At 71.0% G+C, this 26,588-nt stretch carries 23 protein-coding genes, 1 tRNA gene and 3 pseudogenes; 17 read left to right on the top strand and 10 right to left on the bottom strand.

All coding sequences use genetic code 11. The features are described 5' to 3' along the window. Positions 1 to 86: 86 nt before the first annotated feature. Positions 87 to 971, top strand: coding sequence for a fructose bisphosphate aldolase (locus DE149_RS03380; protein ID WP_113913951.1), 885 nt, complete (start codon positions 87 to 89; stop codon positions 969 to 971). A gap of 106 nt (positions 972 to 1,077) precedes the next feature. Here DE149_RS03380 and DE149_RS03375 read toward each other — a convergent pair. From DE149_RS03375 to DE149_RS03350, 6 genes and pseudogenes are all read right to left on the bottom strand, one after another. After that, positions 1,078 to 2,132: pseudogene (locus DE149_RS03375) on the bottom strand (type II glyceraldehyde-3-phosphate dehydrogenase). Positions 2,133 to 2,220: 88 nt separating this feature from the next. Further along, on the bottom strand, positions 2,221 to 2,895 hold the full coding sequence (locus DE149_RS03370; RefSeq protein WP_060974078.1) for a DUF305 domain-containing protein: 675 nt from the start codon (positions 2,893 to 2,895) through the stop codon (positions 2,221 to 2,223). A 59-nt stretch (positions 2,896 to 2,954) separates the two neighbouring features. After that, positions 2,955 to 5,192 carry a copper-translocating P-type ATPase gene (locus DE149_RS03365; protein WP_113913950.1) on the bottom strand — a complete coding sequence of 746 codons (2,238 nt, stop codon included), beginning with the start codon at positions 5,190 to 5,192 and terminating at the stop codon, positions 2,955 to 2,957. Positions 5,193 to 5,267: 75 nt separating this feature from the next. After that, positions 5,268 to 5,597 carry a heavy-metal-associated domain-containing protein gene (locus DE149_RS03360; RefSeq protein WP_002854303.1) on the bottom strand — a complete coding sequence of 110 codons (330 nt, stop codon included), beginning with the start codon at positions 5,595 to 5,597 and terminating at the stop codon, positions 5,268 to 5,270. Between the two features lie 97 nt (positions 5,598 to 5,694). Then, on the bottom strand, positions 5,695 to 6,837 hold the full coding sequence (locus tag DE149_RS03355; RefSeq protein ID WP_113913949.1) for a cell wall metabolism sensor histidine kinase WalK: 1,143 nt from the start codon (positions 6,835 to 6,837) through the stop codon (positions 5,695 to 5,697). Then, a complete protein-coding gene (locus DE149_RS03350) occupies positions 6,834 to 7,559 on the bottom strand; it encodes a response regulator transcription factor (protein ID WP_017488138.1) in 726 nt (241 codons plus the stop codon). The genes DE149_RS03355 and DE149_RS03350 overlap by 4 nt, the downstream gene beginning before the upstream one ends. A 157-nt stretch (positions 7,560 to 7,716) precedes the next feature. On the opposite strand from DE149_RS03350, the gene DE149_RS03345 reads away from it, so the two are divergent. From DE149_RS03345 to DE149_RS03320, 6 genes and pseudogenes are all read left to right on the top strand, one after another. Beyond that, positions 7,717 to 8,583: a F510_1955 family glycosylhydrolase gene (locus DE149_RS03345; RefSeq protein WP_060775534.1), complete on the top strand. Its 867-nt coding sequence runs from the start codon at positions 7,717 to 7,719 to the stop codon at positions 8,581 to 8,583. Positions 8,584 to 9,195: 612 nt separating this feature from the next. Beyond that, a complete protein-coding gene (locus DE149_RS03340; protein WP_113913948.1) occupies positions 9,196 to 10,761 on the top strand; it encodes a multicopper oxidase family protein in 1,566 nt (521 codons plus the stop codon). 221 nt (positions 10,762 to 10,982) lie between these two features. Next, positions 10,983 to 11,282: a transposase gene (locus tag DE149_RS03335; RefSeq protein WP_002854321.1), complete on the top strand. Its 300-nt coding sequence runs from the start codon at positions 10,983 to 10,985 to the stop codon at positions 11,280 to 11,282. After that, positions 11,279 to 11,962, top strand: coding sequence for a DDE-type integrase/transposase/recombinase (locus DE149_RS03330; RefSeq protein WP_113913947.1), 684 nt, complete (start codon positions 11,279 to 11,281; stop codon positions 11,960 to 11,962). The genes DE149_RS03335 and DE149_RS03330 overlap by 4 nt, the downstream gene beginning before the upstream one ends. 205 nt (positions 11,963 to 12,167) lie before the next feature. After that, positions 12,168 to 13,370: pseudogene (locus DE149_RS03325) on the top strand (IS30 family transposase). A gap of 4 nt (positions 13,371 to 13,374) precedes the next feature. After that, a pseudogene (locus DE149_RS03320) lies at positions 13,375 to 13,668 on the top strand (IS3 family transposase); the annotation flags it as partial. Positions 13,669 to 14,144: 476 nt separating this feature from the next. Here the strand turns inward: DE149_RS03320 and DE149_RS03310 are convergent. Next, complete coding sequence (locus DE149_RS03310) at positions 14,145 to 14,990, bottom strand: alpha/beta fold hydrolase (RefSeq protein ID WP_010079170.1); 846 nt, start codon at positions 14,988 to 14,990, stop codon at positions 14,145 to 14,147. An 87-nt stretch (positions 14,991 to 15,077) separates the two neighbouring features. Beyond that, positions 15,078 to 15,824, bottom strand: coding sequence for a DUF72 domain-containing protein (locus DE149_RS03305; RefSeq protein WP_199489686.1), 747 nt, complete (start codon positions 15,822 to 15,824; stop codon positions 15,078 to 15,080). A 132-nt stretch (positions 15,825 to 15,956) separates the two neighbouring features. Here DE149_RS03305 and DE149_RS03300 point away from each other — a divergent pair, with 132 nt between their 5' ends. The 9 genes from DE149_RS03300 to DE149_RS03260 all read left to right on the top strand — a co-directional run bounded on the left by DE149_RS03300 (position 15,957) and on the right by DE149_RS03260 (position 23,411). Continuing rightward, a complete protein-coding gene (locus tag DE149_RS03300) occupies positions 15,957 to 16,058 on the top strand; it encodes an AbgT family transporter (RefSeq protein ID WP_199489685.1) in 102 nt (33 codons plus the stop codon). 61 nt (positions 16,059 to 16,119) lie between these two features. After that, positions 16,120 to 17,076 carry a glutaminase A gene (glsA, locus tag DE149_RS03295; RefSeq protein ID WP_073116916.1) on the top strand — a complete coding sequence of 319 codons (957 nt, stop codon included), beginning with the start codon at positions 16,120 to 16,122 and terminating at the stop codon, positions 17,074 to 17,076. A 99-nt stretch (positions 17,077 to 17,175) separates the two neighbouring features. Then, a complete protein-coding gene (locus tag DE149_RS03290) occupies positions 17,176 to 18,114 on the top strand; it encodes an SDR family oxidoreductase (protein ID WP_043278939.1) in 939 nt (312 codons plus the stop codon). Beyond that, on the top strand, positions 18,111 to 19,181 hold the full coding sequence (locus tag DE149_RS03285) for a nucleoside hydrolase (protein WP_020624485.1): 1,071 nt from the start codon (positions 18,111 to 18,113) through the stop codon (positions 19,179 to 19,181). The genes DE149_RS03290 and DE149_RS03285 overlap by 4 nt, the downstream gene beginning before the upstream one ends. An 80-nt stretch (positions 19,182 to 19,261) precedes the next feature. Then, positions 19,262 to 20,095: an aldo/keto reductase gene (locus tag DE149_RS03280; protein ID WP_020624486.1), complete on the top strand. Its 834-nt coding sequence runs from the start codon at positions 19,262 to 19,264 to the stop codon at positions 20,093 to 20,095. A gap of 131 nt (positions 20,096 to 20,226) precedes the next feature. After that, on the top strand, positions 20,227 to 21,150 hold the full coding sequence (locus tag DE149_RS03275; protein WP_020624487.1) for a phage holin family protein: 924 nt from the start codon (positions 20,227 to 20,229) through the stop codon (positions 21,148 to 21,150). Positions 21,151 to 21,303: 153 nt separating this feature from the next. Beyond that, on the top strand, positions 21,304 to 21,945 hold the full coding sequence (locus DE149_RS03270; protein ID WP_020624488.1) for a CDP-alcohol phosphatidyltransferase family protein: 642 nt from the start codon (positions 21,304 to 21,306) through the stop codon (positions 21,943 to 21,945). A 126-nt stretch (positions 21,946 to 22,071) separates the two neighbouring features. Further along, positions 22,072 to 23,292, top strand: a complete 1,221-nt coding sequence (locus DE149_RS03265; RefSeq protein WP_113913946.1) for a glycosyltransferase — start codon at positions 22,072 to 22,074, stop codon at positions 23,290 to 23,292. 45 nt (positions 23,293 to 23,337) lie between these two features. Next, a tRNA-Ile gene (locus DE149_RS03260) sits at positions 23,338 to 23,411 on the top strand. Between the two features lie 61 nt (positions 23,412 to 23,472). On the opposite strand, the gene DE149_RS03255 is transcribed toward DE149_RS03260, so the two are convergent. Continuing rightward, the gene (locus DE149_RS03255) at positions 23,473 to 24,357 is read right to left on the bottom strand and encodes a peptidoglycan endopeptidase (RefSeq protein WP_113913945.1); all 885 of its coding nucleotides are present in this window, start codon (positions 24,355 to 24,357) and stop codon (positions 23,473 to 23,475) included. A 312-nt stretch (positions 24,358 to 24,669) separates the two neighbouring features. On the opposite strand from DE149_RS03255, the gene DE149_RS03250 reads away from it, so the two are divergent. Continuing rightward, complete coding sequence (locus DE149_RS03250; protein WP_113913955.1) at positions 24,670 to 25,866, top strand: glycosyltransferase; 1,197 nt, start codon at positions 24,670 to 24,672, stop codon at positions 25,864 to 25,866. On the opposite strand, the gene DE149_RS03245 is transcribed toward DE149_RS03250, so the two are convergent. Continuing rightward, the gene (locus DE149_RS03245; protein ID WP_041105090.1) at positions 25,802 to 26,476 is read right to left on the bottom strand and encodes a M23 family metallopeptidase; all 675 of its coding nucleotides are present in this window, start codon (positions 26,474 to 26,476) and stop codon (positions 25,802 to 25,804) included. The genes DE149_RS03250 and DE149_RS03245 overlap by 65 nt on opposite strands. Positions 26,477 to 26,588: the final 112 nt, after the last annotated feature.

Here is a 26,588-nt window from a genome sequence, read left to right as displayed (position 1 = left end):
GACCGTTCCCCCTTGAGGGCGGCCAGTCGTCCATGACGCGCGCAGGGAACCCGGACCACCGTGCTCCCTCGCCGCGGAAGGCTCCCATGCACTCGGAGAAGTATCAGAGGGTCAGGAACGGTGTCGGATTCGTCGCGGCGCTGGACCAGAGCGGGGGCAGCACCCCGGCGGCCTTGCACCTCTATGGGATCGACAAGGATGCCTACTCCGGCCCAGAGGAGATGTTCGACCTGGTACACCAGGTGCGCACACGTATCATCACCAGCCCCAGCTTCGACGGTGAGCGCGTCATGGGGGCCATCCTGTTCGAGAACACAATGAACCGCCAGGTGGAGGGTTCCCCCACGGGCGACTACCTGTGGAACAGCAAAGGCATCGTGCCCTTCCTCAAAATCGACCAGGGCTTGGCCCCGGAACAGCAAGGCGCCCAGCTCATGAAACCCATCCCGCACCTGGATGACTTACTGTCTCGAGCCGTCGAAAAGCACATGTTCGGGACGAAGATGCGCTCGGTCATCAAGCTGCCCGGGGACGGGGTGGGCTCCGTCGTGGAGCAGCAGTTCGGGCTCGCCCGTCAGATCCTCGTTACCGGGCTGGTGCCCATCATCGAGCCCGAGGTGGATATCCGCAGCCCCCGCAAGGCCGAGGTGGAGGACCAGTTCAAGGCGGCAATCCTCGCCCAACTGGACAAGCTCGGAGACGACCAGTCGGTCATCCTCAAAGTGACGCTGCCGGAGCGGGCGGACTTCTACCGCGAGTTCGTGGACCATCCCCGAGTGATCCGCGTCCTGGCCCTGTCGGGCGGCTATACCCGGGCCCAGGCCACCACCCTGCTGGCCCGCAACCACGGCGTGATCGCCAGCTTCTCCCGCGCCCTGACCGAAGGGCTGAGTACGGCCCAGAGCCCAGCGCAGTTCAATGCGGTGTTGGATGAGGCCATCAACGCGATCGCGACGGCCTCTCGCACCTGACCGGAGGCCATAGGACCGCTGCGGTAGTCCGCGGCCGCCGAAGCGGTGTCCGACCACCCCCCATTCCTGGGGCCGGGCACCGCCTCAGCGGCGTCTGCCGCGCAGTTCAACGGGCAGCCACCGAGGAGCGCACGAAGTCCTGGCGCACCCCCAAGGCGCGGTCGGTGCGCCGGATGGACTCGCCGCCGTCGTCGACGGTTCCGGTGAGGGCCCGGATCGCGTCGATGTTCTCGGGGACGACGATCGCCTGGTTGTCCACCGTGTAGGTGTAGTACAGCTCGTTGCCGTCCACGGTGAGGATGTCTTCCCAGAGGGCCACCTCATACATATCACCCCGGGGCCGGCCCAGGTCCTCCATGAGTTCCACGGTGCTATTGACCGCCACGACGCCGTCCGAGCGCCGGACGAAGGCGATCCGCGGCATCGCCCGGAACGCCTCCAACACCTCCTGCTTCTCGGCCGGGCGGGTGAGCTCGATCGTCCAGTAGTGCAGGTGGTTCTGAGTGTGGGCTCCCTTGGCGGCCATGGTGACCACGTCCAGGTCCGGGACCACCGACTGGGCGTCGGGCCCCTGATGGCTGGGGATTCGGCCCTCGGGGACGATGGTGTTCATGATCCCGGAATGGTCCGATTCCCACGGATCGGTGGCCCGGCGGATGAGCACCCCCGGGCCTTGGACAGCAGTCCGACGTCCTTCAGCGCGGTAAGGGCCCGGACGGTGGCGGTGGTATTGCAGGACACCACCCGGGTGCTGTCCCGGCCCAGGGCGGTGGCGTAGTTGGCGTGGGCGACGAAGGAGTGGCCGGTGAGATCGTGCTTCTCCCCGCCCTGGAACACGGATTTGACCCCGTGGGCACGGTAGAGCTCCAGGTTGCCGGCGCCCACCTGGGCCGGGGTGCAGTCCACCACGACGTCAACGTTCTCGAGCAGGTCGTGCAGGCCTCCGACGACGGGAAGGCCGGCATCCGCCATCACCGGTAGGGCCTGCTCGGTAGAGGCGTAGACGGGGATACCCTTCCCGGCCGCAGTCGCGATCCGGTAGTCAGCGATGACGTCACTGACTCCGACCAGCGCCATGTCCTCCTGGGCCCGGACCGCGTCGGCGACGCGTTTGCCGATGACCCCGTACCCGTTCACCGCGACCTTGATCTTGTCCTGCATGCTCGTCTCCTTTCCTGGAGGACCCGTTCCGGTTTCGGGGTCTATCGCCAGCCGCGTCTCACCGGATGCCCGCAGCGGACGACGGTGCTCAGAGCTTGTCGAGCATCTGTTGCATTTCGGTGATCTCGGCCTCCTGGTCGGCGATGACCTGCTCGGCGAGCTGCACGGCCTGCGGGTTCTGGCCGTCCTCGACCTCGTCCTTGGCCATGTCCACGGCGCCCTTGTGGTGGGCGGTCATCTGCTCCAGGTACAACCGGGCGGCCTCGGTGCCCTGGGCCTGCTCCAGGGCGGCCATGTCCTCCTCGGACATCATCCCGGACATCCCGCCGTGGTCCATGCCCTCCATACCGTCCGTGTCCACGGGGTCTTGGCCCCAGGCGGTGAGCATGGCGTTCATGCGCTCGATCTCCGGGCCCTGGGCGTCGATGACCTTCTGGGCGAACGCGGCCACCTCCGCCGGGACGTCATCCTTGGCCAGCAGCATCTCGCTCATCTCAACGGCCTGCTGGTGGTGCGGGATCATCATTTGGGCGAACATCACGTCCGCGTCGTTGTGCTCGGCGGAGACCTCCTCGGCCGAACCGGTCGCCGTGGTGGACGGTGTCGCGGTGGCCGTGGCCGCAGGGGTGGCGGCGGGGGCGGAGCTGGTCGCGGTGGCCGAGGCCTCAGCGCCGGCGTTCTCGTCCTGGGCGCCGGTGCCGCAGGCGGTCAAGGTCAGGGCGGAGGCCAGGGCCAGGGCGGTCAGCGTCATGGTGCGTTTCATGGTGGGTCCTTCCACAGTGGGTTGAGGGTTCATATCAGAGTTAGCGCCAAGAGGCGCGATCAGGAGGTCGCGGGTTGAAGGGCAGCCTGCGACCGGGGGCGCTCGAGAGGAGCCAGGTGCTCCGGGTCCAGGTCGATCCGGCGCAGCAGCTGGGCGTTGAGGGCCACCACGATGGTGGAGACGGACATCAGGATCGCGCCCACCGCGGGGGAGAGCACGAACCCGATCGGGGCGAGCACGCCGGCGGCCAGCGGCACGGCGAGCACGTTGTAGCCGGTGGCCCACACCAGGTTCTGGATCATCTTGGTGTAGCTGGCCTGGGAGAGCTCGATCATCGACAGCACCGCGCGGGGGTCGTTGCTGGCGAGCACAACGCCGGCGGACTCCATGGCCACGTCGGTGCCGGCGCCGATGGCGATGCCGACCTCGGCCCGCGCCAGCGCCGGGGCGTCGTTGACGCCGTCGCCCACCATGGCCACGGACAGTCCCCGGGACTGCAACTCGGTGACCTTGGTGTCCTTGTCCTGGGGGAGGACCTCGGCGAAGACCTCGTCGATGCCCAGGTCCGCCCCGACGGCCTCGGCGACCTGGCGGGCATCGCCGGTGATCATCGCGACCTTGATGCCGCGGGCGTGCAGGGCGGCCACGGCGGCCCGGGACTCGGGGCGGACCTTGTCCTCCACGGCGACCGCGCCGATAACGGACCCCTCGCGCAGCACGTGCAACACCCCGGCCCCGCGCGCGGTCCAGGAGGCGGTGTGCTCAGTGATCTCCGCCGGCATGGTCAGGTTAAGCTCGCGCAGCATGTTCGGGCCCCCGACGAGGATCTCGGAGCCGTCCACGGTGGCGCGCACCCCGCGGCCCATGGCAGCACTGAAGTCCGTGCCGCGCTTGCGCAACGTGCTGGCCTGCGGGTGCTGCCCGGCGGCGGTGACGATGGCCCGGGCCACGGGGTGCTCGCTGTCAGCCTCGGCCGCGGCGGCCACCGCCAGCAGTTCTGCCTCGGACACGCCGGGCATCGCGGTGACGGCGGTGACGACGTGGGCGCCCTCGGTCAGGGTGCCGGTCTTGTCGAACAGGACCACGTCGATGGTGCGCATCCGCTCCAGGGCCATCCGGTCCTTGATCAGGACCCCGGACTTGGCGGCCTTCTCCGTGGAGAGGGCGATCACCAGCGGGATGGCCAGGCCCAGGGCGTGCGGGCAGGCGATCACCAGCACGGTCACGGTGCGGGTGACCGCGTCGGTGGGCTGGCCGATCGCGGTCCACACGATCGCGGTGATGATCGCCGCAACCAGGGCGAACCAGAACAGCAGGGCCGCCGCCCGGTCGGCCAACGCCTGGGCGCGGGAGGAGGATTCCTGGGCGTCGGCGACCATCCGCTGGATCCCGGCCAGGGTCGTGTCGGTCCCGACGGCGGCCACCTTCACCCGCACGGTGTTGTCGGTGGCCACGGTCCCAGCGACCACCGTGTCCCCGGCCTGGCGCAGCACGGGCTTCGACTCCCCGGTGATCATCGCCTCGTCGAACTCCGCGGCGCCCTCGAGGATGGTCCCGTCGGCCGGCACCCGGGCCCCGGCCCGCACTAGCACCACATCGCCCACGGCCAACTCGGTGATCGGCACGGTGATGGTGTCACCGTCCACGACCTTCTCGGCCTCCTCCGGCAGCAGCGCCGCCAGCGCGTCCAAGGCGGAGGAGGCCGCGCCCAGGGCGCGCATCTCCATCCAGTGGCCCAGCAGCATGATGACCACCAGCAGCGCCAGCTCCCACCAGAAGTCCAGCATTAGGTCCCCGATGCCCAGGGTCGTGACCCAGGAGGCGACGAAGGCCACCGTGATGGCCATCGCGATCAGCAGCATCATCCCGGGCTGGCGGGCGCGCAACTCGGTCAGCCCGCCCTTCAGGAAGGGCATGCCGCCATAGAGGTAGATCACGGTGCCCAGCACCGGGGCGATCCACGCCGAGCCCGGGAACTCGGGGACGTGGTAGCCCAGCAGCTGCCCGACCATGTGGCTGAAGAACACCACCGGGATGGAGAGCACCAGTGAGACCCAGAACCGGTTCTTGAACATCGCGGTGGAATGCCCGGCGTGCTGACCGTGGTCGTGGACCTGGTGGTCCTCGTCCAGGGCCGAGTGGGCGTGGCCCTGGGGCATGGCCTGCCCGTGGGTGGCCGCGTCCGCGGGGTGGTGGGCGGCATGGTCGGTGTGGTTGGCGTGGCCGGCGTGGGGGTTCGGGTCTGGGTGTTCGGCGGTCTGGTCGGTGGGGTGATCGTGGTGGTGCGGGGTGCTCATGGTGTTCCTTCTGCTCGGCGGTCTGTTCGGCGACCGGCTCGGCGGTGGGGCGCCGACCTCGAGGGGATGGGTCGGTTAGATCCGGACGCGGTAGCCGGCCGCTTCGATGGCCGTCCGCACGGAGTCCGCGGAGGCGGGCCCGGTCACGGTGACGGGGGAGGCCCCGCCGGCGACCAGTTCGACCCGGACATCGTCCACCCCGTCCAGGGCGCTCACGGCCTCGGCGACGGAGCCCACGCAGTGTCCGCAGGTCATGCCCTCCACCTGGTAGGTCGCGTCGCCGGCGCTCGTCCCGGTTGGGTCGGCACTCTGGTGCCCGGCGGGGGCGGTGGCGTCGGCGGCTGGGGCGCAGCACGAGCAGCCGTTGGTGGCCCCCGGCAGCGGGGTGCGGGCGGATTCGGTCATGACGGTCTCCTTCAGGTCTGAGGGCGGCGCCGGACGGCGCCTCTCCTCTTGGTATATACCCCCCGGGGGTATCATTCAAGGGGTGGAGCGCCGGTGTTCACGGTGGATAAACGGGTGCGCCGGTAGGTGGGCTGGTCGGGGGCTGCTTGGTGGGCAGGTCGATGGTGAACGTCGCCCCGGCCGTGGTGGAGGTGGCGCTCAAGGTGCCGCCGTGGGTCTGGATGAGAGCTCGGGAGATGGCCAGGCCGACCCCGGAGCCGCCGTGGTCACGGTCGCGGGCGGTGTCCCCGCGGTAGAAGCGTTCGAAGACGTGCGGCAGGTGCTCGGGAGAGATCCCCTCCCCGGTGTCGGTGACGCTGAGCGTGACCCCGGACGGGCTTTGTCGGGCCTCGAGGGTGACCCGGCCCCCGGCCGGGGTGTGGCGCAGGGCGTTGGTGAGCAGGTTGCCCAGGACCTGGCCCATGCGCTGGCGGTCCACGTCCACGGCCAGGCCCGGATCGGCGTCCATGGTCAGGGCCACGCCCTTGGTGGCGTAGGCCTCCTTGTGGGCCTCGGTCGCGGCATGCAGCAGCCCGCTGACCCCTTGGGGGCTGCGGTCCAGTTCGATCCGGCCCTCCTCGGCGCGGGAGACGTCGTTGATGTCCTCCACCAGCCGGGTCAACCGGGCCAGCTGCTCGCCCATCAGCTCACCGGTGGGCTCGTCCCAGTGGGACACCCCGTCTTGCAGGGCCTCGTGGTAGACGGTCAGCACGGAGACGGGGGTGCGCAGCTCGTGGGCCAGGTCCGAGAGCATCCGTCGCCGGGTGTCCTCGGTGCGCTGAAGCCGTGCGGCCATGGTGTTGAAAGACCCTGCCAGCTCCTCCACCTCGGTGCCGGCGCCCATGGCCGGCACGCGGGTGTCGTACCGTCCACCGGCCATGGCCTTGGCCGCCTGGGTCAGGGCGTTGATCGGACTCTGGATCCGGCGGGCGACATGCCAGGTCAATGCCAGACAACAGATCAAGGCCGTGGCCAGGGCCACGCCCAGAGTCCAGAAATTGGCGTCCCGGTAGGCCTGCTCCACGTGCAGCACCTGGGCTGCATCGTGTCCGGCCCCGGCCTGTTCCAGGTGCTCGTGGAACAGTGGTGGGCCGGCCAGGGAGGCCACCACCACCGCGGCCAGCACGCTGGCCCCCACCACCAGCAGCTGGGCGAGGAAGAACCGGGCCGCTAATCCTTGGTAGCGCCGCCGGCCGGTCATTGCTCCGCCATCCGGTAGCCGACCCCGCGGACGGTGTCGATATAGCGGGCCGGGTCCGCGTCGAGCTTGCGGCGCAGGTTCTTGATGTGCACGTCCACGAGCCGTTCATCGCCCACCCAGGCCGGGTCCCAGACGATATCGATCAGCTGGCGCCGGGAGAAGGCCTGGTGCGGGCGCCCCGACAAGGCGGCCAGCAGGTCGAACTCCGTGCGCGTTAGTTGCACCACCTGGCCCGACACGCGGGCCTCGTGGGCGGCCAGGTCGATGACCAGGTCACCGCAGACCCGTTCCGGTTCGGGGGCTGACACCGTTGTGCGCGGCCGGCGCATGACCGCCCCCACCCGGGCGACCAGCTCCCGGACGCTGAAGGGTTTGGTGATGTAGTCATCGGCCCCCACCGCCAATCCCTCCAACCGGTGGTGCTCATCGCCGCGGGCGGTGAGCATCAGCACATAGCACTCGGAGAAGGCCCGCACCCGCCGGCACACCTCGATCCCGTCCAGCCCGGGCAGGCCCAGGTCCAGGACCATCACGTCGGGCTCGTGAACCCGGGCGGCCTGCACTGCGGCCGGGCCGGTGTGGGTGAGGGCCACCTCGTAGCCGGCCCGCTCCAGGTAGGTGGCCACCATGCGCGCCAGCGGCTTCTCGTCATCGACCACCAACACCCGGCCGGCCGCCGGACCAGTCCCAGTGTCAGTCCCAGTGCCAGTGCCAGAGTTCATGGGTCCAGTCTCGCTCTGTCTCGCGCCCCGGCGGCTCAGAACGGTGCCGGGGCGGGGAATCTTCATCGAATCTTCAAGGCAAACCGCCCCATCCCGGCGCGTCACCGGCCGACAATGGTAGATGGCCCCGCCTTTTGGCCCGGGGCGGAAAGGCTCCATGACCCCCCTGACCCGCAGAACCCTGATCGCCGGCGGGCTGACCCTGCTCGGCGCTGGCACCCTCACCGCCTGCGCCGCGCCGAACCCCGCGACATCCCCGGCGGCCGGCACCGGCACGCAGGGCACCGGCACGGCCATCACCCACGTCCATGCCCTCACCCGGGACCCCGAGTCCGGTGAGGTGCTGCTGGCCACCCACCAGGGCCTGTTCCGGCTCCAGGACGGGGAGCTGACCCAGGTCGGTCCGGTCGTGGACTTCATGGGTTTCACCCTGACTCCCGAGGGCCGCTACCTGGCCTCGGGTCACCCCGCGCCGCGCACCGACCTGCCCGAGCCGCTGGGCCTGGCCGAGTCCACCGACCGGGGCCAGAGCTGGACGGTGCTCTCCCGCGGCGGCGCATCCGATTTCCACGCCCTGGCCGCCGGCCCGAACGGGGTCCTCGGCTTCGATGGGCAACTGCGCGCCAGCACCGACGGCCTCACCTGGCAGAGCCTTGAGATCCCCGTCGCCCCGGCATCGCTGGCGATCTCCCCCCAAACCGGGACCGTGCTGGCCACCACCGAAACCGGCATGTTGCGCTCGACCGACCACGGCGCGACCTGGACCACCCTGGACACCCCCCAGCTGATGCACCTGGTCGCCTGGGCCGATGACACCACCGCCGTGGGCGCCGGCACCGAGGGACACCTGCTGACCAGCACCGACGCCGGCGACACCTGGACCGCCAGCGACCGCCCGGTCGGCACGGCCTCCGCCCTGGGCGCCGGCATCACCGACGACGGGCAGACCGAAGCACTGCTGGTCATCGGTTCGACCGTGCTGTCCACCACCGACGGCGGGAACACCACCGAACAGCTGCTGTGACCTCCCCCCGCCGCCCCCTGTCCGGCTGGCCCGCCCTTCGAACCGTTCTGGGCACCCTCGTGTTGATCCTGGGCCTGCTCGGGATGCACGCTGGTACGGGCACCAGCGCGGCTTGGGCCGCCACCGCTACGGCCGCCGCCACAACTGTTCATCACCTCGGGCCGGGCGCCATCGGTCCGGCCGGCATGGTGCCTGAGGTCGTGCTCCCGGCCGAGCCTGCCGGGGATGAGGCAGCCGACCCCGGGCTGCCGGTCTGTGCCCTGGAGGCCGTGGACGATACCTGCGCCTCGGCCCTGACCAAGGCACCTGTCGTGTCCCACTTGGCCTCCCGGGCCCTCCTGCCTAGCCCCGGTGGGGGACTGACCGCACCACCCCTGCCCTGGGTTGCCCATTTCCGGCCCCCGTGGACCCTTCACTGGCTCAACTGGCCGTCAGCCGCACCTAAAGCCCCCGGCCGCGCCCCACCGGTGAGCGCAGGGTCCGCCAATACCTCCGGGTGACAGCGGCACGCAGCCCCGGTACGCCACCGGCCTCACCCAGCAACTGATCAGCCATGCCCGGCCCCGTCGCGCCCGCCTGCGACACGGGGCCGGATGACGGAAAGAAGAACCGATGACCTCCTCACTGACCACCCGCCGCACCTTCCTGGGCGCCTCCGTCGGGGCCCTGGCGCTGGCCGGGCTGGCCGCCTGCGCCGATCCCGTCATCAGCCCCCAACCGTCAGGGCGCATCCTGCCCACCGACCCGCTGGTCGCCGAGTACGAGAAACGACGCGCCGCCTCGGGCACCACCGTCACCCACCGGCTCTCCGCCGCACCCCTCGAGACCTCCCTCCAGGGTCGGGGCCTGACCACCTGGGGATACAACGACGGCCTCAACGGGCCGCTGCTGCGCGCCCAGACCGGGGACCTGCTCAAGGTCAGCGTCGCCAACGACCTGCCCGAGGACACGAGCGTGCACTGGCACGGGCTGGCCCTGCGCAACGACGCCGACGGAGTCCAGGGGGTGACCCAGGACCCCATCGCCGCCGGAGGACGCTATACGTACGGCTTCCGGCTGTCCCATCCGGGCACGTACTGGTACCACTCCCACTTCGACACCCAGCGCGAACGCGCCCTGTACGGGGCCCTGATCGTCGAGGACCCCAACGAGCCCCTCAGCTACGACCAGGAATGGGTCGTGATCCTGGACGACTGGCTCGACGGGATCACCGGAACACCGCAGGACGTCGTCGAGGAACTCTCCGCCGGGATGGACATGTCCGGCGACATGGAGGGCATGGCCGGCATGGCGGGCATGGACCACGGGTCCATGAGCCAGGACAGCTCCTCGGGCATGCCCATGAAGCACATGCTCATGGGCGCTGAGAGCGACTATCTGGGCGGGGACGCCGGCGACGTGAAGATCCCCGTGCACCTGTTCAACGGCCGCCCCCCATCCGACCCGGACACCTTCTCCAGCACCCCGGGCAACCGGATCCGCCTGCGCTTGATCAACGCGGCCGGAGACACCGCCTACCGGGTCGGGATCCCCGGCCAGGAACTGACCATCACCCACACCGACGGGTTCCCGGTCCAGCCCCGCCAGGCCGATGCCGTCGTCCTGGGGATGGGCGAACGCCTGGACGTGCTGATCACCCTCGGCGACCAGGCGGTGCCCGTACTGGCCCTGCCCGAGGGCAAGACCGGCCACGCCTACGGCATCATCGCAGCCGGTCCAAAGACCACGCTCTCCGGTCGGCTCCCGCAGACCCTGGGCGGAACCGTGCTCGATGGCAGCCGACTGAAGGCACACGAATCCGTCCTGCTCCCACCCAAGGACCCGACCAGGACCCACGAGGTACGCCTCACCGGATCGATGATGGAGTACGACTGGGGCATCAACGGGCGACGCTTCGACCCGGCCAACCCCTTCGAGGGCGCCTTCGAACTCCGGTTGGACGAACGCGTGCGGGTCACGATGACCAACGACACCGACATGTGGCACCCCATGCACCTGCACGGCCACACCTTCCAGCTGGCCGACCATGGCGCCCGCAAGGACACGGTCATCATCAAACCCCGGCAAACCATCGTCTTCGACTTCGAGGCGGACAACCCGGGCCAGTGGCTAACCCACTGCCACAACGCCTACCACGCCGAGGCCGGGATGATGGGCGTCTTCTCCTACATCCACTGACCCTCCCGCCCGGCCCACACCCCTCCATCCACGGGGGCATCGCACGGTGGCCGCCCAGGAAAGAACATGCCTTTATCGCTCACCCCCACCCACCGTGCCCAGCCCGCCCGAGACCTCTGGCCCGGCACCCCCGTCCTGACCCGTAGGAGGAAAGGGTCTGCCGTGAGTTTGGTTGACATCTGATCTGTGGTCCCGGGAGGGACTGCTGGAAGGATGACCCCATGCCCGCTGCATACCCCCGAGAGTTCCGCCAGGACGTGGTCGCGATCGCCCGTAAGGGTCAGATGCCGATCGCGCAGGTCGCGAAGGACTTCGGCATCGCCGAGTCCTGCCTACGGCGCTGGCTGGCCCAGGATGATGTCGAGGCCGGGATCCGGCCCGGCATCACCAAGGCTGAGAACGAGGAGCTGAAGGCTCTCAAGCGCCGCAACCGCGAGTTGGAGATGGAGAACGAGGTCCTACGGCGTGCGGCCGCGTATCTGTCCCAGGCGAACCTGAAATTGGGTCAGTCCCCAAAATGACCTATCCCGTCGTGAAGGACCTGGCCCGCGACGGGATTCCCGTGAAACTCTCCTGCCGGGTCCTCGGGTTCTCCCGTCAGGCCTACTACCAGTGGCTGGCCGAACCTGTCAGCGAGCGGGAATGGTCCGACGCGCATGCCGCCAACGCCGTCCTCGATGCCCATGCCGATGACCCGGAGTTCGGATACCGGTTCCTGGCTGATGAGCTCCGCGGCCGTGGCCTGGCCGTGTCGGACCATCAGGTGTTGAAGGCCTGTCGGCTCGTGAAGGTCCGCTGCTGCCACTCGATCCGTCGCGGCTCGGGCAAGCGTCCTGGCCCTGCCGTTCATGATGATCTGGTTCGTCGTGAGTTCGCCGCTGAGAAGCCGAACCAGCTGTGGCTCACGGACATCTCAGAGCATTGGGCCGGGGATTCCAAGCTCTATCTCTGCGCGGTCAAGGACGTGTTCTCGAACCGGATCGTGGGCTACTCGATCAATCGGCGGATGAGCTCGCAGCTGGCCGTGGACGCCCTGCAGATGGCTCTGGGCCGGCGTGGAGGCAAGGCCGAGGTGCAGGGTTGCCGGGTGCATTCGGATCGAGGATCGCAAGGTGGATTCAATCGGTCGTCGCAACACCCTCTCGGAATCACTGGAGGTATGGGCGATGGCAAGCAAGGACTGGGCGAGGAAGATCAGTGACGTGCCCGAGGGGACACGTCGGCAGTGGAGAGCGGATCGGGCCTTGCGGGCCCCGATGCGCTCTCCTGGCAGGCCGCAGCCCTCACGGGAGGTCCAACGCCAGTTCTGGCGTGTGATCGCCACCGGTGTCACCACGGTCGAGGCATCCCTGACTGTGGGCGTGTCCTGGCCCGTCGGGGCGCGCTGGTTCCGTCACGCTGGCGGGATGACCCCGCTGTCCTTAGCCGAGCCCACCGGCCGGTACCTGTCCTTCGCTGAGCGTGAGGAGCTCGCGATCCTCCATGCCCAGGGCCAGGGGGTCCGTCAGATCGCACGCACGCTGGGACGTGATCCCGGCACGATCAGCCGTGAGCTGCGCCGTAACTGCGCCACTCGTTCCGGGAAGCAGGAGTACCGGGCCACGGTGGCGCAGTGGAAGGCCCAGGAAGCTGCCAGGCGGCCCAAGCCGGCGAAGCTGGCCACGAACCAGCGACTGCACGACTACGTCCAGGCACGCCTGAACGGGGTGGTCCTGGGCCCCGATGGCGTGGCCGTGCCGGGACCGGTCGGGCCCGGTTTCAAGGGGCGGAAGATGAAACCGCGCCGGGCGGACCGGCGGTGATCCACGGCGTGGAGCCCTGAGCAGATCAGCCACCGGCTGCGCCTGGAGTTCCCGGATGATGTGTCCATGCGGATCTCTCACGAGGCGATCTATCAGTCCCTGTTCGTCGAGGGACGGGGCGCACTCAAACGCGAACTCGTCGGGTGCCTACGCACCGGACGGGCTCTGCGCGAGCCGCGGGCACGTACCCGGAACAAGCCCCAGGGCCACGTCACCGAGGACGTGGTGTTCAGCAAGCGCCCACCTGAGGCCGCTGATCGTGCTGTGCCCGGGCACTGGGAAGGGGACCTGATTATCGGGACCGAGCGTTCAGCGATCGGGACTCTGGCCGAGCGGAAGAGCCGGGCCACGCTTCTGGTCCACCTTCCCCGCCTGCAGGGATGGGGTGAGCAGCCGCCGGTGAAGAACGGGCCGTCGCTGGGCGGGTACGGGGCCGAGGCGATGACCGCGGCCCTGACTAAGGCGATGACGACGGTGCCGGAGCAGCTGCGTCAGAGCTTGACGTGGGATCGGGGCAAGGAGCTGGCCGGGCATGTCCAGTTCACGATGGCCACGGGCACGAGAGTGTTCTTCGCTGACCCCCACTCGCCGTGGCAGCGGCCGACGAACGAGAACACGAACGGGGTGCTGCGGCAGTACTTCCCCAAGGGCACGGACCTGTCGAGATGGTCGGCCGAGGACCTCGCAGCAGTCGCGTACACGCTGAACAACAGGCCCAGGAAGGTCCTGGACTGGAAGACTCCCGCGGAGGTCTTCGCCGAGCAGCTACGCTCGCTCTCAACGCACGGTGTTGCAACGACCGGTTGAACCCGCCCAATTTCGAGCCAGGCGGTTCGTGGAGACGCTCCGGGTCAACGGCCTGGTCGGGTCGATGGGCAGGGTCGGTGCTGCTGGGGACAACGCGGCAATGGAATCCTTCTTCGCGTTGTTGCAGAAGAACGTGCTGAACCGGCGTCGCTGGCAGTCCTTCGACCAGCTCCGGCTCGCGATCGTGAGCTGGATCGAGCGGACCTATCACCGCCGTCGTAGGCAGGCCCGTCTCGGGAAGCTCACCCCTGTCGAGTTCGAGATGGTTCAATCAGTCCAGGCGGCTGCCGCCGCCTGATAACTCGTGTCAAGCAAACTCATGGCAGACCCTTCTCACGCGCCTGAATCTCGCCGTCATGGATCGACAGCACCTCGGTCTGTGCGCCAGCCCGCTCCAGAAGCGCCGCGCAGGCTCTGACTGACCGACATCAGGAAGCACTTCACGGCTGAGGAGAAGCTCTGTCTCTGCGCGAACAAGGCCGTCGCAGGCCGCGGCGGTGCAGCCGTGGTGGCTGGGTGCCTGGTGCACGAGGACCGGGGCTCGCAGTTCCGATCTGGCCTATTTCAGGACGCGCACCCGTCATGGGCCGATCGGCTTCGTACTCGACGTCCTGACGCGCGGTTCTGCCGGCCGGTCGGCCTGATCCCGCGCTCCGGGTGATCACGGCGTCGGATCGAGCCTGACAGGTCAGCGTCGGCGCCGTGGTGGATGGCATGCACCACCCCCACGAGCGCCGTGTCGCGTTCAGCACTCTGGAGGGCCTACCTGCCCCCTCACTCCGCCAGGAATTCCAGCAGGATCCGGTTGAACTCCTCGGAGTGGCTGATGCTGAAGCCGTGCGGGGCATCCTTGACGAGTTCGACGCGGCTGCCGTCGATCGCCTTGTGCGTCCGCTTGCCGGAGCCCTTGAACGGCACGATCTGGTCGGCGTCGCCGTGCAGGACCAGGGCCGGCACGGTCACTGCCGGCAGGTCGCGGCGGAAGTCGGTGGCCCCGAACGCGTCCATGCAGGCCAGCGCCGCCGTCTGGTCGGACTGCAGCGCCATCCGGATGGCCTCCTGGCGCTGCTCCTCGGTGACCTTGAGGCTGCTGGTCAGACCGGCCAGCTTGGGGGTGGAGAAGAACGTCGTCGTGAAGTCGTCGAAGAACGACTCGCGGTCCTTCTCGAGGCCCGCCCGCATCTCGGCGGCCTGCTTCTCGGTCAGCGGGCCGTCGGGGTTGTCGTCGGTCTTCAGCAGGTACGGGGGCACCGCGCCGGCGAACACCACCGAGTGGATCCGGTCCGCGCCGAACCGGGACATGTAGCGCGCCACCTCGCCACCGCCCATCGAGAAGCCCACGAGCGTCACGTCACGCAGGTCGAGCTCGGTGAGCAAACCGTGCAGGTCGGCGGTCATCGTGTCGTAGTCGTAGCCGCCGGCGGGCTTCTCCGAGGCGCCGAAGCCGCGCCGGTCATAGGTGATCACGCGGTAGTGCGGGGACAGGGCTGCGACCTGGTCCTTCCACGAGTCGAGGGTCAGCGGCCAGCCGTGGATGAGGACGACGGGACGCCCGTGGCCGGCCTCCTCCACGTTCAGCCCGATCGTGCCGTGGTCCGTGGGGATCTGCATGAGGGTCATGTGCGTCTGCCTTCCTGTGCTCTCGGGGGACGACGGCGGCGCTCGGCCGCCGCTTCCTCCTCACGCTAGGCACGCGCTCGGCACGTGTCAGGCTTCGGTCTCCGCCATCCTGCGCAGCGTCAGCGCGTTGAACGCGGCGTGGCCGTGGTTGTCGTTGTTGAAGTAGACGTAGGCGGGGCGCGCGCCCGCCGCGTCCGCGCCGGTCAGCTCCCGCAGCCGCTTCACCCAGGGGGAGAGCTCGGCGTCGGAGAACGATCCGCCGTAGCGCCAGTCCGGGTCCGCGTTGTGGAAGCGCACGTAGGCGAGGCGGCCGGTCGCGCGCAGCACCGGCTCCCGCCCGGCGATCACCGAGACCACGAACCCCGCCCCGTGCCGGTCGAGGAGGTCGAACACGTCCTCGTCCAGCCAGGACTCGTGCTGGACCTCCACCGCCACGCGCACCCGCTCGGGCAGCAGGCCGAGGAACCCGGCGAGTCGGTCGTCGTCGCGGTGCAGGTTGACCGGCAGCTGCAGCAGCAGCGGCCCGGCGTGGTCACCGAGCAGGTCCAGGGTGTGCACGATGCGCGCCACCCAGTCCTGCGGCTCGTTGAGCTTGCGGTAGTGGGTGAGGTAGCGGGAGGCCTTGACGGCCATCTCGAAGCCGGCGGGCAGGCGCTCGCGCCATGCCTCGACGGTGCTGTCCGCCGGCCAGCGATAGTGGGAGCCGTTGAGCTCGACCGTGCCGAAGCGCTCCGTGTAGTGGTCGAGCTGATCGGCGATCCGCAGCCCCTGCGGGTAGAAGGTCCCGCGCCAGTGCCTGTAGGTCCAGCCGGAGGTCCCGATCCGCACGTCCATCCCCCGACGATAGCCCCGGCCCGGGTCCCCGGGTCTTGCCTTGACTCGCCGCGGCAGGCGTAGCGTCCCGCTGATCATCGCGGTGGCTCAGAGGTACGACCGGAAGATGGGCATGGCTCCCTGATCGCCACGATGCTCCCGTCCTCGATCGCCTTCCTGCCCGCGTGGACCGGCATGGTCATCGGCTGGATGTGGCTGGACCTGCCGCTGGGCCCGAATGCCCCGGTCCAGTGAACGCCGTGACCGGCCCGGCACCCGCCCGCGACCCGGGCGCCCGCCCACTACTGTGACAGGAATGGACACGACGCGATTCGACGACGACCTGCGCGCGATGCTCGACGAGGTGGAGTCCGACCGCCGCGGCGAGCCCTCCGACTACCTCGAGGACGTCGCCGGCCAGCATGTGGACGGCCTCGCCGTGGCGGTGTGCACGGTGGACGGCCACCAGGCCGCCGCCGGGGAGACCGAGCACGCCTTCGCGCTGCAGTCGGTCTCCAAGGCCCTCACCTACGCGGTGGTGCTGCAGGAGATCGGCCTGGACCACGTGCTGGAGGACGTGGGCGTCGAGCCCTCCGGTGAGTCGTTCAACCACCTGTCCCTGCACGACGACGGCCGGCCGTGCAACCCGCTGATCAACGCCGGCGCCATCCTGGTCCACTCCCTCCTGCCCGCCGGGGACGAGGATGAGCGGACGGCCCTGCTGCTGCGCCGCTACAGCGCGCTGGCCGGCGTCGAGCTGGAGGTCTGCGAGGACGTCCTCGACGCCGAGCGCACCCGTGCCGACCGCAACCTGGGCCTGGCCCACCTGCTCGCCGACGCCGGCCGGCTGCCCATCTCGGCCCGCGAGGCCGTGGCCGGGTACCTCGCGCAGTGCTCGGTCCTGGTCACCGCACCCCAGCTGGCCGTCATGGGCGCCACCCTCGCCGCTGGCGGCACGAACCCCGTGACGGGGGAGCGGGTGCTGGACGAGTGGGTGGCGCAGCAGGCGATGTCCGTGATGCTCACCTGCGGCATGTACGACGCCAGCGGCCAGTGGGTGGCCGAGGTCGGCGTGCCCGCGAAGTCCGGCGTCTCGGGCGCGCTGCTCGGCGCCGTGCCCGGGGCCCTGGGCCTCGCCACGTGGTCGCCGCGCCTGGATGAGCAAGGTAACTCCCGGCGTGGCATCGGGTTGTTCGAGGGGCTCAGCGCGCGCTGGGACCTGCACGTGCTCCAGCACCGTGGCGCCCTGCGCGGCCTCAGCGGGCCCCGCTGACGCCTGGCCGCCGCCGCGCCGCCGTCGCGAGGGCCACGCCGACGACGCCGCGCCCCGTCCCTTGTCACCCTCTGACGCGCGCCGCGTAGCATCCGGCCCATGACCACTCCAGAGAAGAAGGACGACGCCCCCGCGATCCCCGTGCAGGACTCCCAGCTGGCCCACGACGACCCGCGCACCCGCCACCCGAAGCTCCGCATCGCCAAGCAGCGCCAGCCCGAGCCGGGCCTGGACGTGAAGACGGATCCCGTCCCGGACATCGGTCTGGACTCGTACCGGGGGATGGGTCGGCTGACCGGCCGCAAGGCCCTGATCACCGGCGGCGACTCCGGCATCGGTGCCGCGGTCGCCATCGCCTACGCCCGTGAGGGCGCGGACGTCGCCATCGCCTACCTGCCTCAGGAGCAGCCCGACGCCGACCGCGTCCTGGCGGCGATCGAGGCGGCCGGGCGCACCGCCGTCGCGTTGCCGGGCGACCTGATGGACGCCGACTACCGTGCCTCCCTCGTGGACGAGGCCGCGCAGCGCCTCGGCGGCCTGGACATCCTCGTGAACAACGCGGGCAAGCAGTTCATCTCCGATGACCTGACCGATCTCACCGACGAGCAGGTCCACGAGACGTTCCAGATCAACATCATGTCCATGTTCACGCTCAGCCGCGCCGCGCTGAAGCACATGGGCCCGGGCAGCACGATCGTGAACACCACCTCGGTGCAGGCCTACAACCCCAACCCGAGGCTCCTCGACTACGCGGCCACCAAGGGCGCCATCAACAACTTCACCAAGGGCCTGGCCGAGCAGCTCGGCCCGAAGGGCATCCGTGTCAACGCGGTGGCGCCCGGGCCCATCTGGACGGTGCAGCACGTGTCCTACGGTGAGCCCGAGGAGAAGCTGCCCGAGTTCGGCCACAGCACCCCCATCGGCCGCGCCGGCCAGCCCGTGGAGATGGCGCCCGCCTACGTGTTCCTTGCCTCGGGCGAGTCCAGCTACGTCAACGGCGAGACCCTCAACGCCAACGGCGGCACGCCCACCCCGTGACCGCCCGCCTCCTCGCCGACGTCGACACCGGCATCGACGATGCCTGCGCCCTGCTCCACCTCGTGGGCGCCCACCGCCTCGGTGTCGGCCCCGAGCTCGCGGCCGTCACCACTACGGGCGGCAACGCGACCGCCCGGGACTGCGCCCTCAACACCGCCGCGGTGCTGGACCTGGCCGGTCGGGCCGACGTCGAGGTGGCCGTCGGTGCCGAGACCCCGCTGCGCCGCCCTGCGGTCACCACCCCGGAGACCCACGGCGACGGCGGTCTCGGCCATGCCCGGATCGTTCGGCGCCCCGAGCGGCTCTCGTCCCGGCCCGCCGTGGACGTGTGGCTGGACGAGCTGCGGGCCCACCCCGGGGAGACGACGATCCTCTGCACCGCGCCGCTGACGAACCTGGCCCTCGCCCTGCGCACCGAGCCGCGCCTGCCGTTCCTCGCCCGCGGCATCGTGATCATGGGCGGCTCCTTCTATCATCCGGGCAACACCACGCCCACCGCCGAGTGGAACACCTGGGTGGACCCGGACGCCGCGAAGGAGGTGTTCGCGGCCGTCGAGGGCCTGCCCGAGGACCGCCTGCCGATCGTCTGCGCGCTCGAGACCACGGAGCGGATCGAGTACACGCCGGCCCTGCTGGACGGCCTCTTGGCCGACGCCGGGGCCCGCCCCGTCGGCTGGTCCGCGGACCGGCCGCGGGTCGCCGGGCCGGACGCCGCCACCGGCAGCCCCGTCCTGGACGTGCTCGCCGACGCACTGCGCTTCTACTTCGAGTTCCACCACGACTACGACCAGGGCTACATCGCCCACCTGCACGACCTCTTCGCCGCCCAGGTGGCCGCGGGCCAGGCCCGCATCGCCACGCGGGCCACCGTCGTCGATGTCGAGGCGGACTCGGAGCTGCTGCGCGGCACCACCGTCCACGACACGCGGGACATCTGGGGCATGCGCCCCAACGCCCAGCTCGTCACGGCCAACGACCCCGCGGAGGTGTTCGCGGCCTTCGCCCGCGCGGTGGGCGCCGTCGTCGCGGGGGAGCGCACGCTCGACGGCGGTTCCCCGGCCCGGTGACCGCCGTCGGGAATGCCCCCCGTCCGCGTGCGGTTGCACCCGAGGCATCCGCCAGACCCCGACCCTCCAGGAGCTCCCTCATGACCGACGTTCCCACCGTCCCCTTCCACGACGGCCAGCAGATCCCGCAGCTCGGGCTCGGCGTGTGGCAGGTCGAGGACGACGTCGCGGCCGACGTCGTCGAGCAGGCGATCCGCGCCGGCTACCGCCACATCGACACCGCCGCGATCTACGGGAACGAGGAGGGCGTGGGCCGCGGCATCGCCGCGTCCGGCGTCGCCCGCGAGGAGCTGTTCCTCACCACCAAGGTGTGGAACTCGGACCAGGGCTACGAGGAGGCGCTCGCCGCCCTCGACGTCTCGCTCGACAAGCTCGGCACCGACTACGTCGACCTCTACCTCATCCACTGGGCCAAGCCGGCGCAGGGGAAGTACCTGGACACCTGGAAGGCCCTGATCGAGGCGCAGAAGCGGGGCAAGGTGCGCTCGATCGGCGTCTCCAACTTCCCGGCCGCCCAGCTCGAGGAGATCATCGAGGCCACCGGCGTGGTGCCCGTGATCCACCAGGTCGAGACCCACCCGTACTGGCAGCAGCGCGAGCTACGCGAGGTCGAGGGCCGCCACGGCATCGTCCACGAGTCCTGGTCCCCGCTCGGTCAGGGCGGCGACCTCCTCGCCGACCCCGTGGTCACGGAGATCGCCGAGGTCCGCGGCGCGACGCCGGCCCAGGTGGTCATCGCGTGGCACCTCGCCCAGGGCTTCGTGGTCATCCCCAAGTCCGTGACGCCCGAGCGCATCGTCTCGAACCTCGAGGCCGCGGGGGTGGAGCTGACCGACGACGACGTCGCCCGGATCGACGCGCTGGACCGCGAGGACGGCCGTCTCGGCCCCGACCCGGCGGTCATCGACTTCTGATCCAGCCGCCATCGCGCGCACCCGGCCCGTCCCCCTGGGGGCGGGCCGGTGATAGCTTTGCTCGAGAATGCCCGGCGACCGCCGCGCCGCCCGGGCGCATCTGTCCAGGCACTCCACGGAAGGCATGCACCATGTCCCACCAGGCTCCCCCCGCCGATGCGTCGAAGGTCCGCGCGCCGCGGACCGCCGTCCCGGTGACCCCGCAGACCCGCGCGAGCTCGCTGACCGACCTGCTCGGCGCCGTCGTGCGCCTGTTGCCCCTGCAGATGAAGGACGAGCTCGAGCTCGCCAAGAGGCACGTGGCCGCGAAGGGCAAGAAGGCCGGCATCGGCGCCGGCATCGCGGTGGTGGGCCTGTTCTTCCTCGCACTCATGGTGGTCGCCCTCGTGGTGACCCTGATCGGCGCCTTCGCCGACCCGACCTTCTGGTTCCCGGCGCTGATGGTGGCGCTGGCGTTCCTCGTGCTCGGCCTGATCTTCGCCGGCGTCGGCCTCATGATGGTCAAGGGCGCCATGCCGCTCGTGCCGCAGGAGATCGTGCGCAACCTCGAGTACGACCTCGGCTACCTCAAGGAGGGCAACGCCTTCGATCCGGCCGAGTACGACCGCCTCAAGGCGGAGCGCGCCGAGGCCAAGCGTGTCGAGGCCGCCCGCGAGGCCGAGCGGAAGAAGGTGGAGAAGAAGGAGAACAAGAAGGCCCGCAAGAACGGCGAGGCCGCTCCCCATCCGGACCGCGCCGACGCCAGCGAGGCGGAGATCCGTCGCCGTGCCGACCTGCGCCGCCGCCACCTGGGCGACATCCGCTCCGGCCTGGACGAGAAGACCAGCGTGAAGGGCCAGCTCGCGGCCTTCGCCGCGCAGCGCAAGGGTCGCGGCGTCACCCCCGAGACCGCACACGCCACCGAGCAGACCGCGCCGTTCACCGGTGCCGCCCGCGCGGGGGAGCGGACCGCCGAGGCCGAGGACTACGTGAAGGACAACTGGCAGCCGCTCGCGCTGCTCGGCGCCTCCTCCGCCGCGTTCGTGGCGCTCGCCGGCCGCCTGCGCCGCCGCTGACCCGGGGGGGTGCCCGCCCTCCCCGGCCCCTGAGGCCCCGATCCCCACGGATCGGGGCCTCGTCGTCTGCGGGGAGGGGCGACGGCGTCGGTAGGCTGGGCGTGTGGGGCGCCCGGCGGGGGCGTCCGCCCGCGGACCCTGGAGGAGCGACCCATGCGTGTGATCGACGTCGGCCTGCGCGAGGGCCACGAGTACCGCGTCCGCGACACCTGGCTGACCGTGCCGAACCTCATCACCCTGGCCCGCTTCGCCCTGGTCCCGGTGTTCGTGTGGCTCACCGTCGACGGCCGGCACCTGGACGCGTTCGTGATCCTGGCGGTGCTCTCCGGCACGGACTGGGTGGACGGCTACGTGGCGCGCCGGTTCGACATGATCTCCACGGTCGGGCGGTGGCTCGACCCGGTGGCGGACCGCCTCTCCCTGCTGGTGGTGGCCGTGACGTTCGTGGCCACCGGCATCGCCCCGCTCTGGCTCGCCCTGGCCATCGCGATCCCGGACCTCGTGCTCGCCGCCGTGTGCCTGTGGCTGTTCGGCGGCAGCCCGGATCTGCCGGTCACGGTCCTGGGCAAGGTGCGCACCGCGCTGCTGCTGGTGGGCACGCCCCTGCTGCTGCTCGCCCGTGTGCCGGGGGTCGACGGCGGCCCGTGGAGCGGCGTGGCCCTGGCTCTGGTCGGCGCCGGTTGCCTGCTGCACATCCTCGCCGCGGGGGACTACCTCGTGCGCGCGGTGGGCAAGGCCCGCGGCCTGCGGGCGGACGGTCAGGACCCGCGCGAGCACCCGTCCCGCCGGGGCTGACCCCCTCGCGCATCCTCGTGCCGGCGCCGACGGTTGCTACCGTGGGACGCGCGCCGTGCCCGCGGCCGATCCTCACGGCACGGGCCGGGCGCCGTCGTGCCATCGCCACCACAGAGAGGGACCGCCGTGTCCGACCGTCCCGGGATCGCCGCCGACCGCCCCCTGAAGGTGCTGATCGCCGCAGACACCTATCCGCCGCACGTCAACGGGGCCGCCACCTTCGGCCACCGCCTCGCCACGGCGCTGCACGCGCGCGGCCACGAGGTCCACGTCGTGATGCCGCGCAGTGACGCCGGCCCGGACACCGTGGAGCACCGGCCGGAGGCCACCGTGCACCTGCTGCGCTCCCTGCCGGCGCCGACGCACGAGTACTACCGTGTGGTGCTCCCGCGGCATGCCAAGATCTCCTTCCGCCGCATCTACCGCGAGGTCCAGCCGGACGTCGTGCACGCCCAGTGCCACTACATGATCGGCGAGGCCGCCATCAACGAGGCCGAGCGGCGCCGCATCCGGATCGTCTCCACGAACCACTTCATGCCGGAGAACCTCGAGCCGTTCCTGCCGTTCCCGCAGTGGTTCCTGGACATCGTCTCCCGGGTGTCGTGGAAGGACATGGGTCGACTCATGGGCAAGGGCGCGGTGGTCACCACCCCCACGGCCCTCGCCGCGCAGGCCATGGCCGAGCACGCTGGCCTGGACAACGTCCTCCCGGTCTCCAACGGCATCGACGCGAGCGCCTACGAGCTGCAGCCGGGGGAGAGGGTGGACCATCCCGGCCATCCGGTCGTGCTCTTCGTGGGGCGGCTGGCCGTGGAGAAGAACGTGGAGGTGCTGATCCGTGCGATCGCGCACCTGGCCCGCACCCGTCCCGACCTGGACGTGCACGCCGAGATCGTCGGCGACGGCGAGCAGCGCGACCGCATCCGTGCCACGGTGGACGAGGAGGGGGCGGCCGACCGCGTCCTGCTGCGCGGCCACGTCTCCGAGGAGGAGCTGCGGGCGGCCTACCTGCGCGCCGACGTGTTCTGCCAGCCGGGCACGGCGGAGCTGCAGTCCCTCGTGACCCTCGAGGCGCTCAGCGCGTCCACCCCGGTGGTCCTCGCGGACGCCCTCGCGTTGCCCCACCTCGTGGACGAGGGCGTCAACGGCCACCTCTTCCCGCCCGGGGACCACGTGGCCCTGGCCGAGCGGATCGCCCGGATCCTCGACCTCTCGGACGCGGACCGCGCCGCCATGGGCGAGGCATCCCACGCGAAGGCCCTGCACCATTCCGCCCAGAAGACGGTGGACATCTTCGAGCGCCTCTACCGCGGCGCGACGGCCGCCGAGGTCCGTGCGCTGCTCTGAGCCCCGTCGGTAGGATGGGCGGGTCCCGCGCGATGCCGCGGGGGAGGGGCGTTAGCTCAGTCGGTCAGAGCAGGGGACTCATAATCCCTGGGTCGCGGGTTCAAGTCCCGCACGCCCTACGAGGAACGGCCCCCGGCCGCGCGGTATGGCGCAGGCCGGGGGCCGTCGTCGTGCCGGTGCTCAGTAGCGGGCGGCCACCGCGAGCATGTCGGACTTCATGATCGTCGTGGAGGTGAACAGCAGGCCCGCGTCCTCGTTGAGGGCATGGGCGAGCTGGCCGCCGCCCATGTACATGGCCGTGTGGTAGATGCGGCCGGTGGACTGGTTCGCGTAGAACACGAGGTCGCCGGGCTGGGCCTGGGAGATCGGCACGTAGGACTTCGCGGCGAGGTACTGGTCGCCGGCGCGGCGCGGGATGGAGATGCCGGCCTGGGCCATGGCCTGCTGGGTGAGGCCGGAGCAGTCGAAGCCGGAGGGGCCGTTGCCGCCCCACACGTAATAGGAGGACGGGTTCCGGACGGCGGCGCGCACGTAGTCGACGGCGGCCTGCTTGGACGCGGGTGCCGGCGCAGGGGCGACGGCGGGGGTGCTGGAGGTGGAGACCGAGGTGGTCTTCAGGACCATCCCCGGGTGGAGCATGGTCGAGGAGGTCATGCCGTTGATGGACTGCAGGATCGAGGCGGACACCCCCGTGCGGTAGGAGATGATCCACCAGCCGTCGCCGGCCAGCACGGTGTAGGTCGAGCCCGAGGTGGACGGCGCCGGGGCCGGGGCCGGGGTGGCGGTGCCGGAGGTCTTGAGGACCATGCCGGGGTGCAGCACGGTCGCGGCGGTCATGCCGTTGAGCGACTGCAGCGTGGACATGGAGACGCCGGTGCGCTGGGCGATGATCCACCAGCCGTCGCCGGAGCGGACGGTGTAGGTGGTCTCGGCGGCCTGGGCGGTCTCGGCGACGGACACGGTGCCGACGCCGGTCAGGGCGGCGGCGCCCAGGGCGAGCGCCACGGAGGCGGCGGCGGTGCGGGGGGCGCGACGCGCGGCGGCGTGCGGGGAGGTCACAGACATCAGATCTTCTTCCCGGACAGGACCTGCGGCCCGTGAGGGTGGTGCCTCGGGGCGGTGCCCGGAACGAGGCCGGACCGCGGGTGCGAGTTGACGAGCAGTGCGGATGACCGGGTACGCGAGGATGCGGAGGAAGCCCCGGTGTGGCGGACCAGTCGTAACCGATCCGTGATCAAGATACACGATCGTTATCGAAACGCAATCAGAAATTCGGATGACGCCCAGGTGGCCGCTCGGTGCTCGACACCCCCCGCTCGGCACCCTCCGTGCGTGGCTGCCCGGGCCCCGCTCCGGCGCGGCGCTAGCGTGGTCCGGGTGAGCCCCTCCCGCCCCCTGCGCCTGCTGATGGACGCCCGCTACACCCGCACCGACTTCCACGACGGCATCTCCCGCTACGGCGCGAGCCTCCTCGAGGCGGTCGCCCGCCGGGCCGCCGCACCGGGCCCGGCGGGGGTCGACGTCGAGGTCGCGATGCTGATCTCGGACGAACGACAGCTTGCCCTGCTCCCGGACGGCGTGCCGTGGCACCTCGTCTCCGGCCCCACCTCCCCACGCGAGCCGTTCGTGGCCCGTCAGGTCGCGCGTCTGCGACCGGACGTCGTCTTCTCGCCCATGCAGACCATGGGGTCGTGGGGGCGGGACTACGCCCTGATCCTCACGCTCCACGACCTCATCTACTACGAGCACCGCACCCCGCCGCGGAACCTGTCCGAGCCGATCCGCTGGCTCTGGCGGGCCTATCACCTGACCAAGATCCCGCAGCGGCTCCTGCTCGACCGCGCGGACGCGGTCGCCACGGTCTCCCGGACGACGGCGGAGCTCATCGCCCGGCACCGCCTCACCCGGCGTCCGGTCCACGTCGTCGCGAACGCGGCGCAGGCGGTCCCGGAGCCGCGGGACCCGGACGAGACCCCGGAGCGCACGCTGCTCTACATGGGCTCGTTCATGGACTACAAGGACGTCGAGTCCCTCGTGGCCGCCGCGCCGCTGCTGCCGGGCTACACGCTGCACCTGCTCTCCCGCATCAGCCCGGAGCGCCGCGGGCAGCTCGAGGACCGGTTGGCCGAGCGTCGCGCCGTCGCAGGGGCCGACGGCGCAGACGTGGTGTTCCACGACGGCACCGACGAGGCCGAGTACGTGCGCCTGCTCCGCCGGGCCACCGCGGCCGTCACCCTCTCCCGCGCCGAGGGCTTCGGCCTGCCCGTGGCCGAGGCGATGGCCCATGGCACGCCGGTGGTGTGCTCGGACCTGCCGATCTTCCGCGAGATCGCCGGCGCGGGCACCCCGTCCTTCCGGGGTGTCCCGCTCGAGGGGGACCGGGCGGCCGCGCTCGCCGCCCGCGTGCGGGAGCTCGAGGATCCCGCCGAGTTCGCCGTGGCCTCCCGGGCGAGCGTCGCCCAGGCGGCCCGGTTCAGCTGGGACGAGTCCGCCCGCCGGCTCCTGGACCTCACGGCCGCGCTGGGTGTGGCGCGGCGTGCGGCCAGAGCACGGACGGGCCGCTCCACCCGATGAGCACCAGCGGGTCGAGGTAGCGGTCGAAGGCCGCCTCCCCCACACGCCAGCCGTCGGGCTCCCGCACGCCCCAGTGCACGCACGCGCGCGTGCAGTGCGGTGGCGCCCCGGCCAGTCGCCCCACCGGGTCGCCCGCGGCGACGACGGCCCCCACGGCGACATCCGCCTCCACCGGCTCGAGCGAGCTGCGGGTCCCGTCCTCGTGCTCCAGGGTCAGCACGGGGCGGTCGACCACGACCCCGGCGAACACGACCCGGCCCGCCGCCGGCGCCTGGATCGGAGCCCCGGTCTGCACGGCGAGGTCCACGCCCCGGTGCCCCCGACTCCACGGTCGCTCGGGTGCGACGAACGCGCGGAGCACGTCATCCGGGGCGGCGCCGGCGACGGGCGGGTGCCACGCGACCGGCGCGGCCGTCGCGCCCGGACCTGCCGGGGACGCCGCGACGAGGAGCAGCGCGTCACGCGTGGACGGTGCGGGCGTGGCCCGGGACACGGGGCCGAGGTCGCCCATCCCCAGGGCGAGGACGAGCCAGGCGAGCAGGGCTGCCGCGACGCACCCCGCGATGCGCGGACGCGGGAGCGGACGGGGGAGGAGCGTGCGAGGGGTCATGGCGTCAGCCTGGCGTTCCGGGCGGCCGCGTGGCAGGCCCGCAGTCCCATCGTGGAGAGCGCCCGCCGCACCGGCCCCTGTGCAGGAGTCGGCGATGGGAGCGGGCGCCCAC

It is taken from the genome of Micrococcus sp. KT16, from assembly GCF_003315015.1.
GTDB classification, from domain to species: domain Bacteria; phylum Actinomycetota; class Actinomycetes; order Actinomycetales; family Micrococcaceae; genus Micrococcus; species Micrococcus luteus.
Note: the sequence above shows the minus strand (reverse complement) of the source record. Positions and strands in the feature narration are given on the sequence as shown.

Bases quoted from the DNA above. Each gene is read 5' to 3' on its own strand.
- DE149_RS03255 (WP_113913945.1), bottom strand. From the start codon at position 24,357: ATGTCTGTGACCTCCCCGCACGCCGCCGCGCGTCGCGCCCCCCGCACC.
- DE149_RS03330 (WP_113913947.1), top strand. From the start codon at position 11,279: ATGACCTATCCCGTCGTGAAGGACCTGGCCCGCGACGGGATTCCCGTG.
- DE149_RS03300 (WP_199489685.1), top strand. From the start codon at position 15,957: ATGCTCCCGTCCTCGATCGCCTTCCTGCCCGCGTGGACCGGCATGGTC.
- DE149_RS03280 (WP_020624486.1), top strand. From the start codon at position 19,262: ATGACCGACGTTCCCACCGTCCCCTTCCACGACGGCCAGCAGATCCCG.
- glsA (WP_073116916.1), top strand. From the start codon at position 16,120: ATGGACACGACGCGATTCGACGACGACCTGCGCGCGATGCTCGACGAG.
- DE149_RS03335 (WP_002854321.1), top strand. From the start codon at position 10,983: ATGCCCGCTGCATACCCCCGAGAGTTCCGCCAGGACGTGGTCGCGATC.
- DE149_RS03305 (WP_199489686.1), bottom strand. From the start codon at position 15,824: ATGGACGTGCGGATCGGGACCTCCGGCTGGACCTACAGGCACTGGCGC.
- DE149_RS03290 (WP_043278939.1), top strand. From the start codon at position 17,176: ATGACCACTCCAGAGAAGAAGGACGACGCCCCCGCGATCCCCGTGCAG.
- DE149_RS03380 (WP_113913951.1), top strand. From the start codon at position 87: ATGCACTCGGAGAAGTATCAGAGGGTCAGGAACGGTGTCGGATTCGTC.
- DE149_RS03355 (WP_113913949.1), bottom strand. From the start codon at position 6,837: ATGACCGGCCGGCGGCGCTACCAAGGATTAGCGGCCCGGTTCTTCCTC.
- DE149_RS03345 (WP_060775534.1), top strand. From the start codon at position 7,717: ATGACCCCCCTGACCCGCAGAACCCTGATCGCCGGCGGGCTGACCCTG.
- DE149_RS03370 (WP_060974078.1), bottom strand. From the start codon at position 2,895: ATGAAACGCACCATGACGCTGACCGCCCTGGCCCTGGCCTCCGCCCTG.
- DE149_RS03270 (WP_020624488.1), top strand. From the start codon at position 21,304: ATGCGTGTGATCGACGTCGGCCTGCGCGAGGGCCACGAGTACCGCGTC.
- DE149_RS03365 (WP_113913950.1), bottom strand. From the start codon at position 5,192: ATGAGCACCCCGCACCACCACGATCACCCCACCGACCAGACCGCCGAA.
- DE149_RS03350 (WP_017488138.1), bottom strand. From the start codon at position 7,559: ATGAACTCTGGCACTGGCACTGGGACTGACACTGGGACTGGTCCGGCG.
- DE149_RS03360 (WP_002854303.1), bottom strand. From the start codon at position 5,597: ATGACCGAATCCGCCCGCACCCCGCTGCCGGGGGCCACCAACGGCTGC.
- DE149_RS03340 (WP_113913948.1), top strand. From the start codon at position 9,196: ATGACCTCCTCACTGACCACCCGCCGCACCTTCCTGGGCGCCTCCGTC.
- DE149_RS03310 (WP_010079170.1), bottom strand. From the start codon at position 14,990: ATGACCCTCATGCAGATCCCCACGGACCACGGCACGATCGGGCTGAAC.
- DE149_RS03275 (WP_020624487.1), top strand. From the start codon at position 20,227: ATGTCCCACCAGGCTCCCCCCGCCGATGCGTCGAAGGTCCGCGCGCCG.
- DE149_RS03245 (WP_041105090.1), bottom strand. From the start codon at position 26,476: ATGACCCCTCGCACGCTCCTCCCCCGTCCGCTCCCGCGTCCGCGCATC.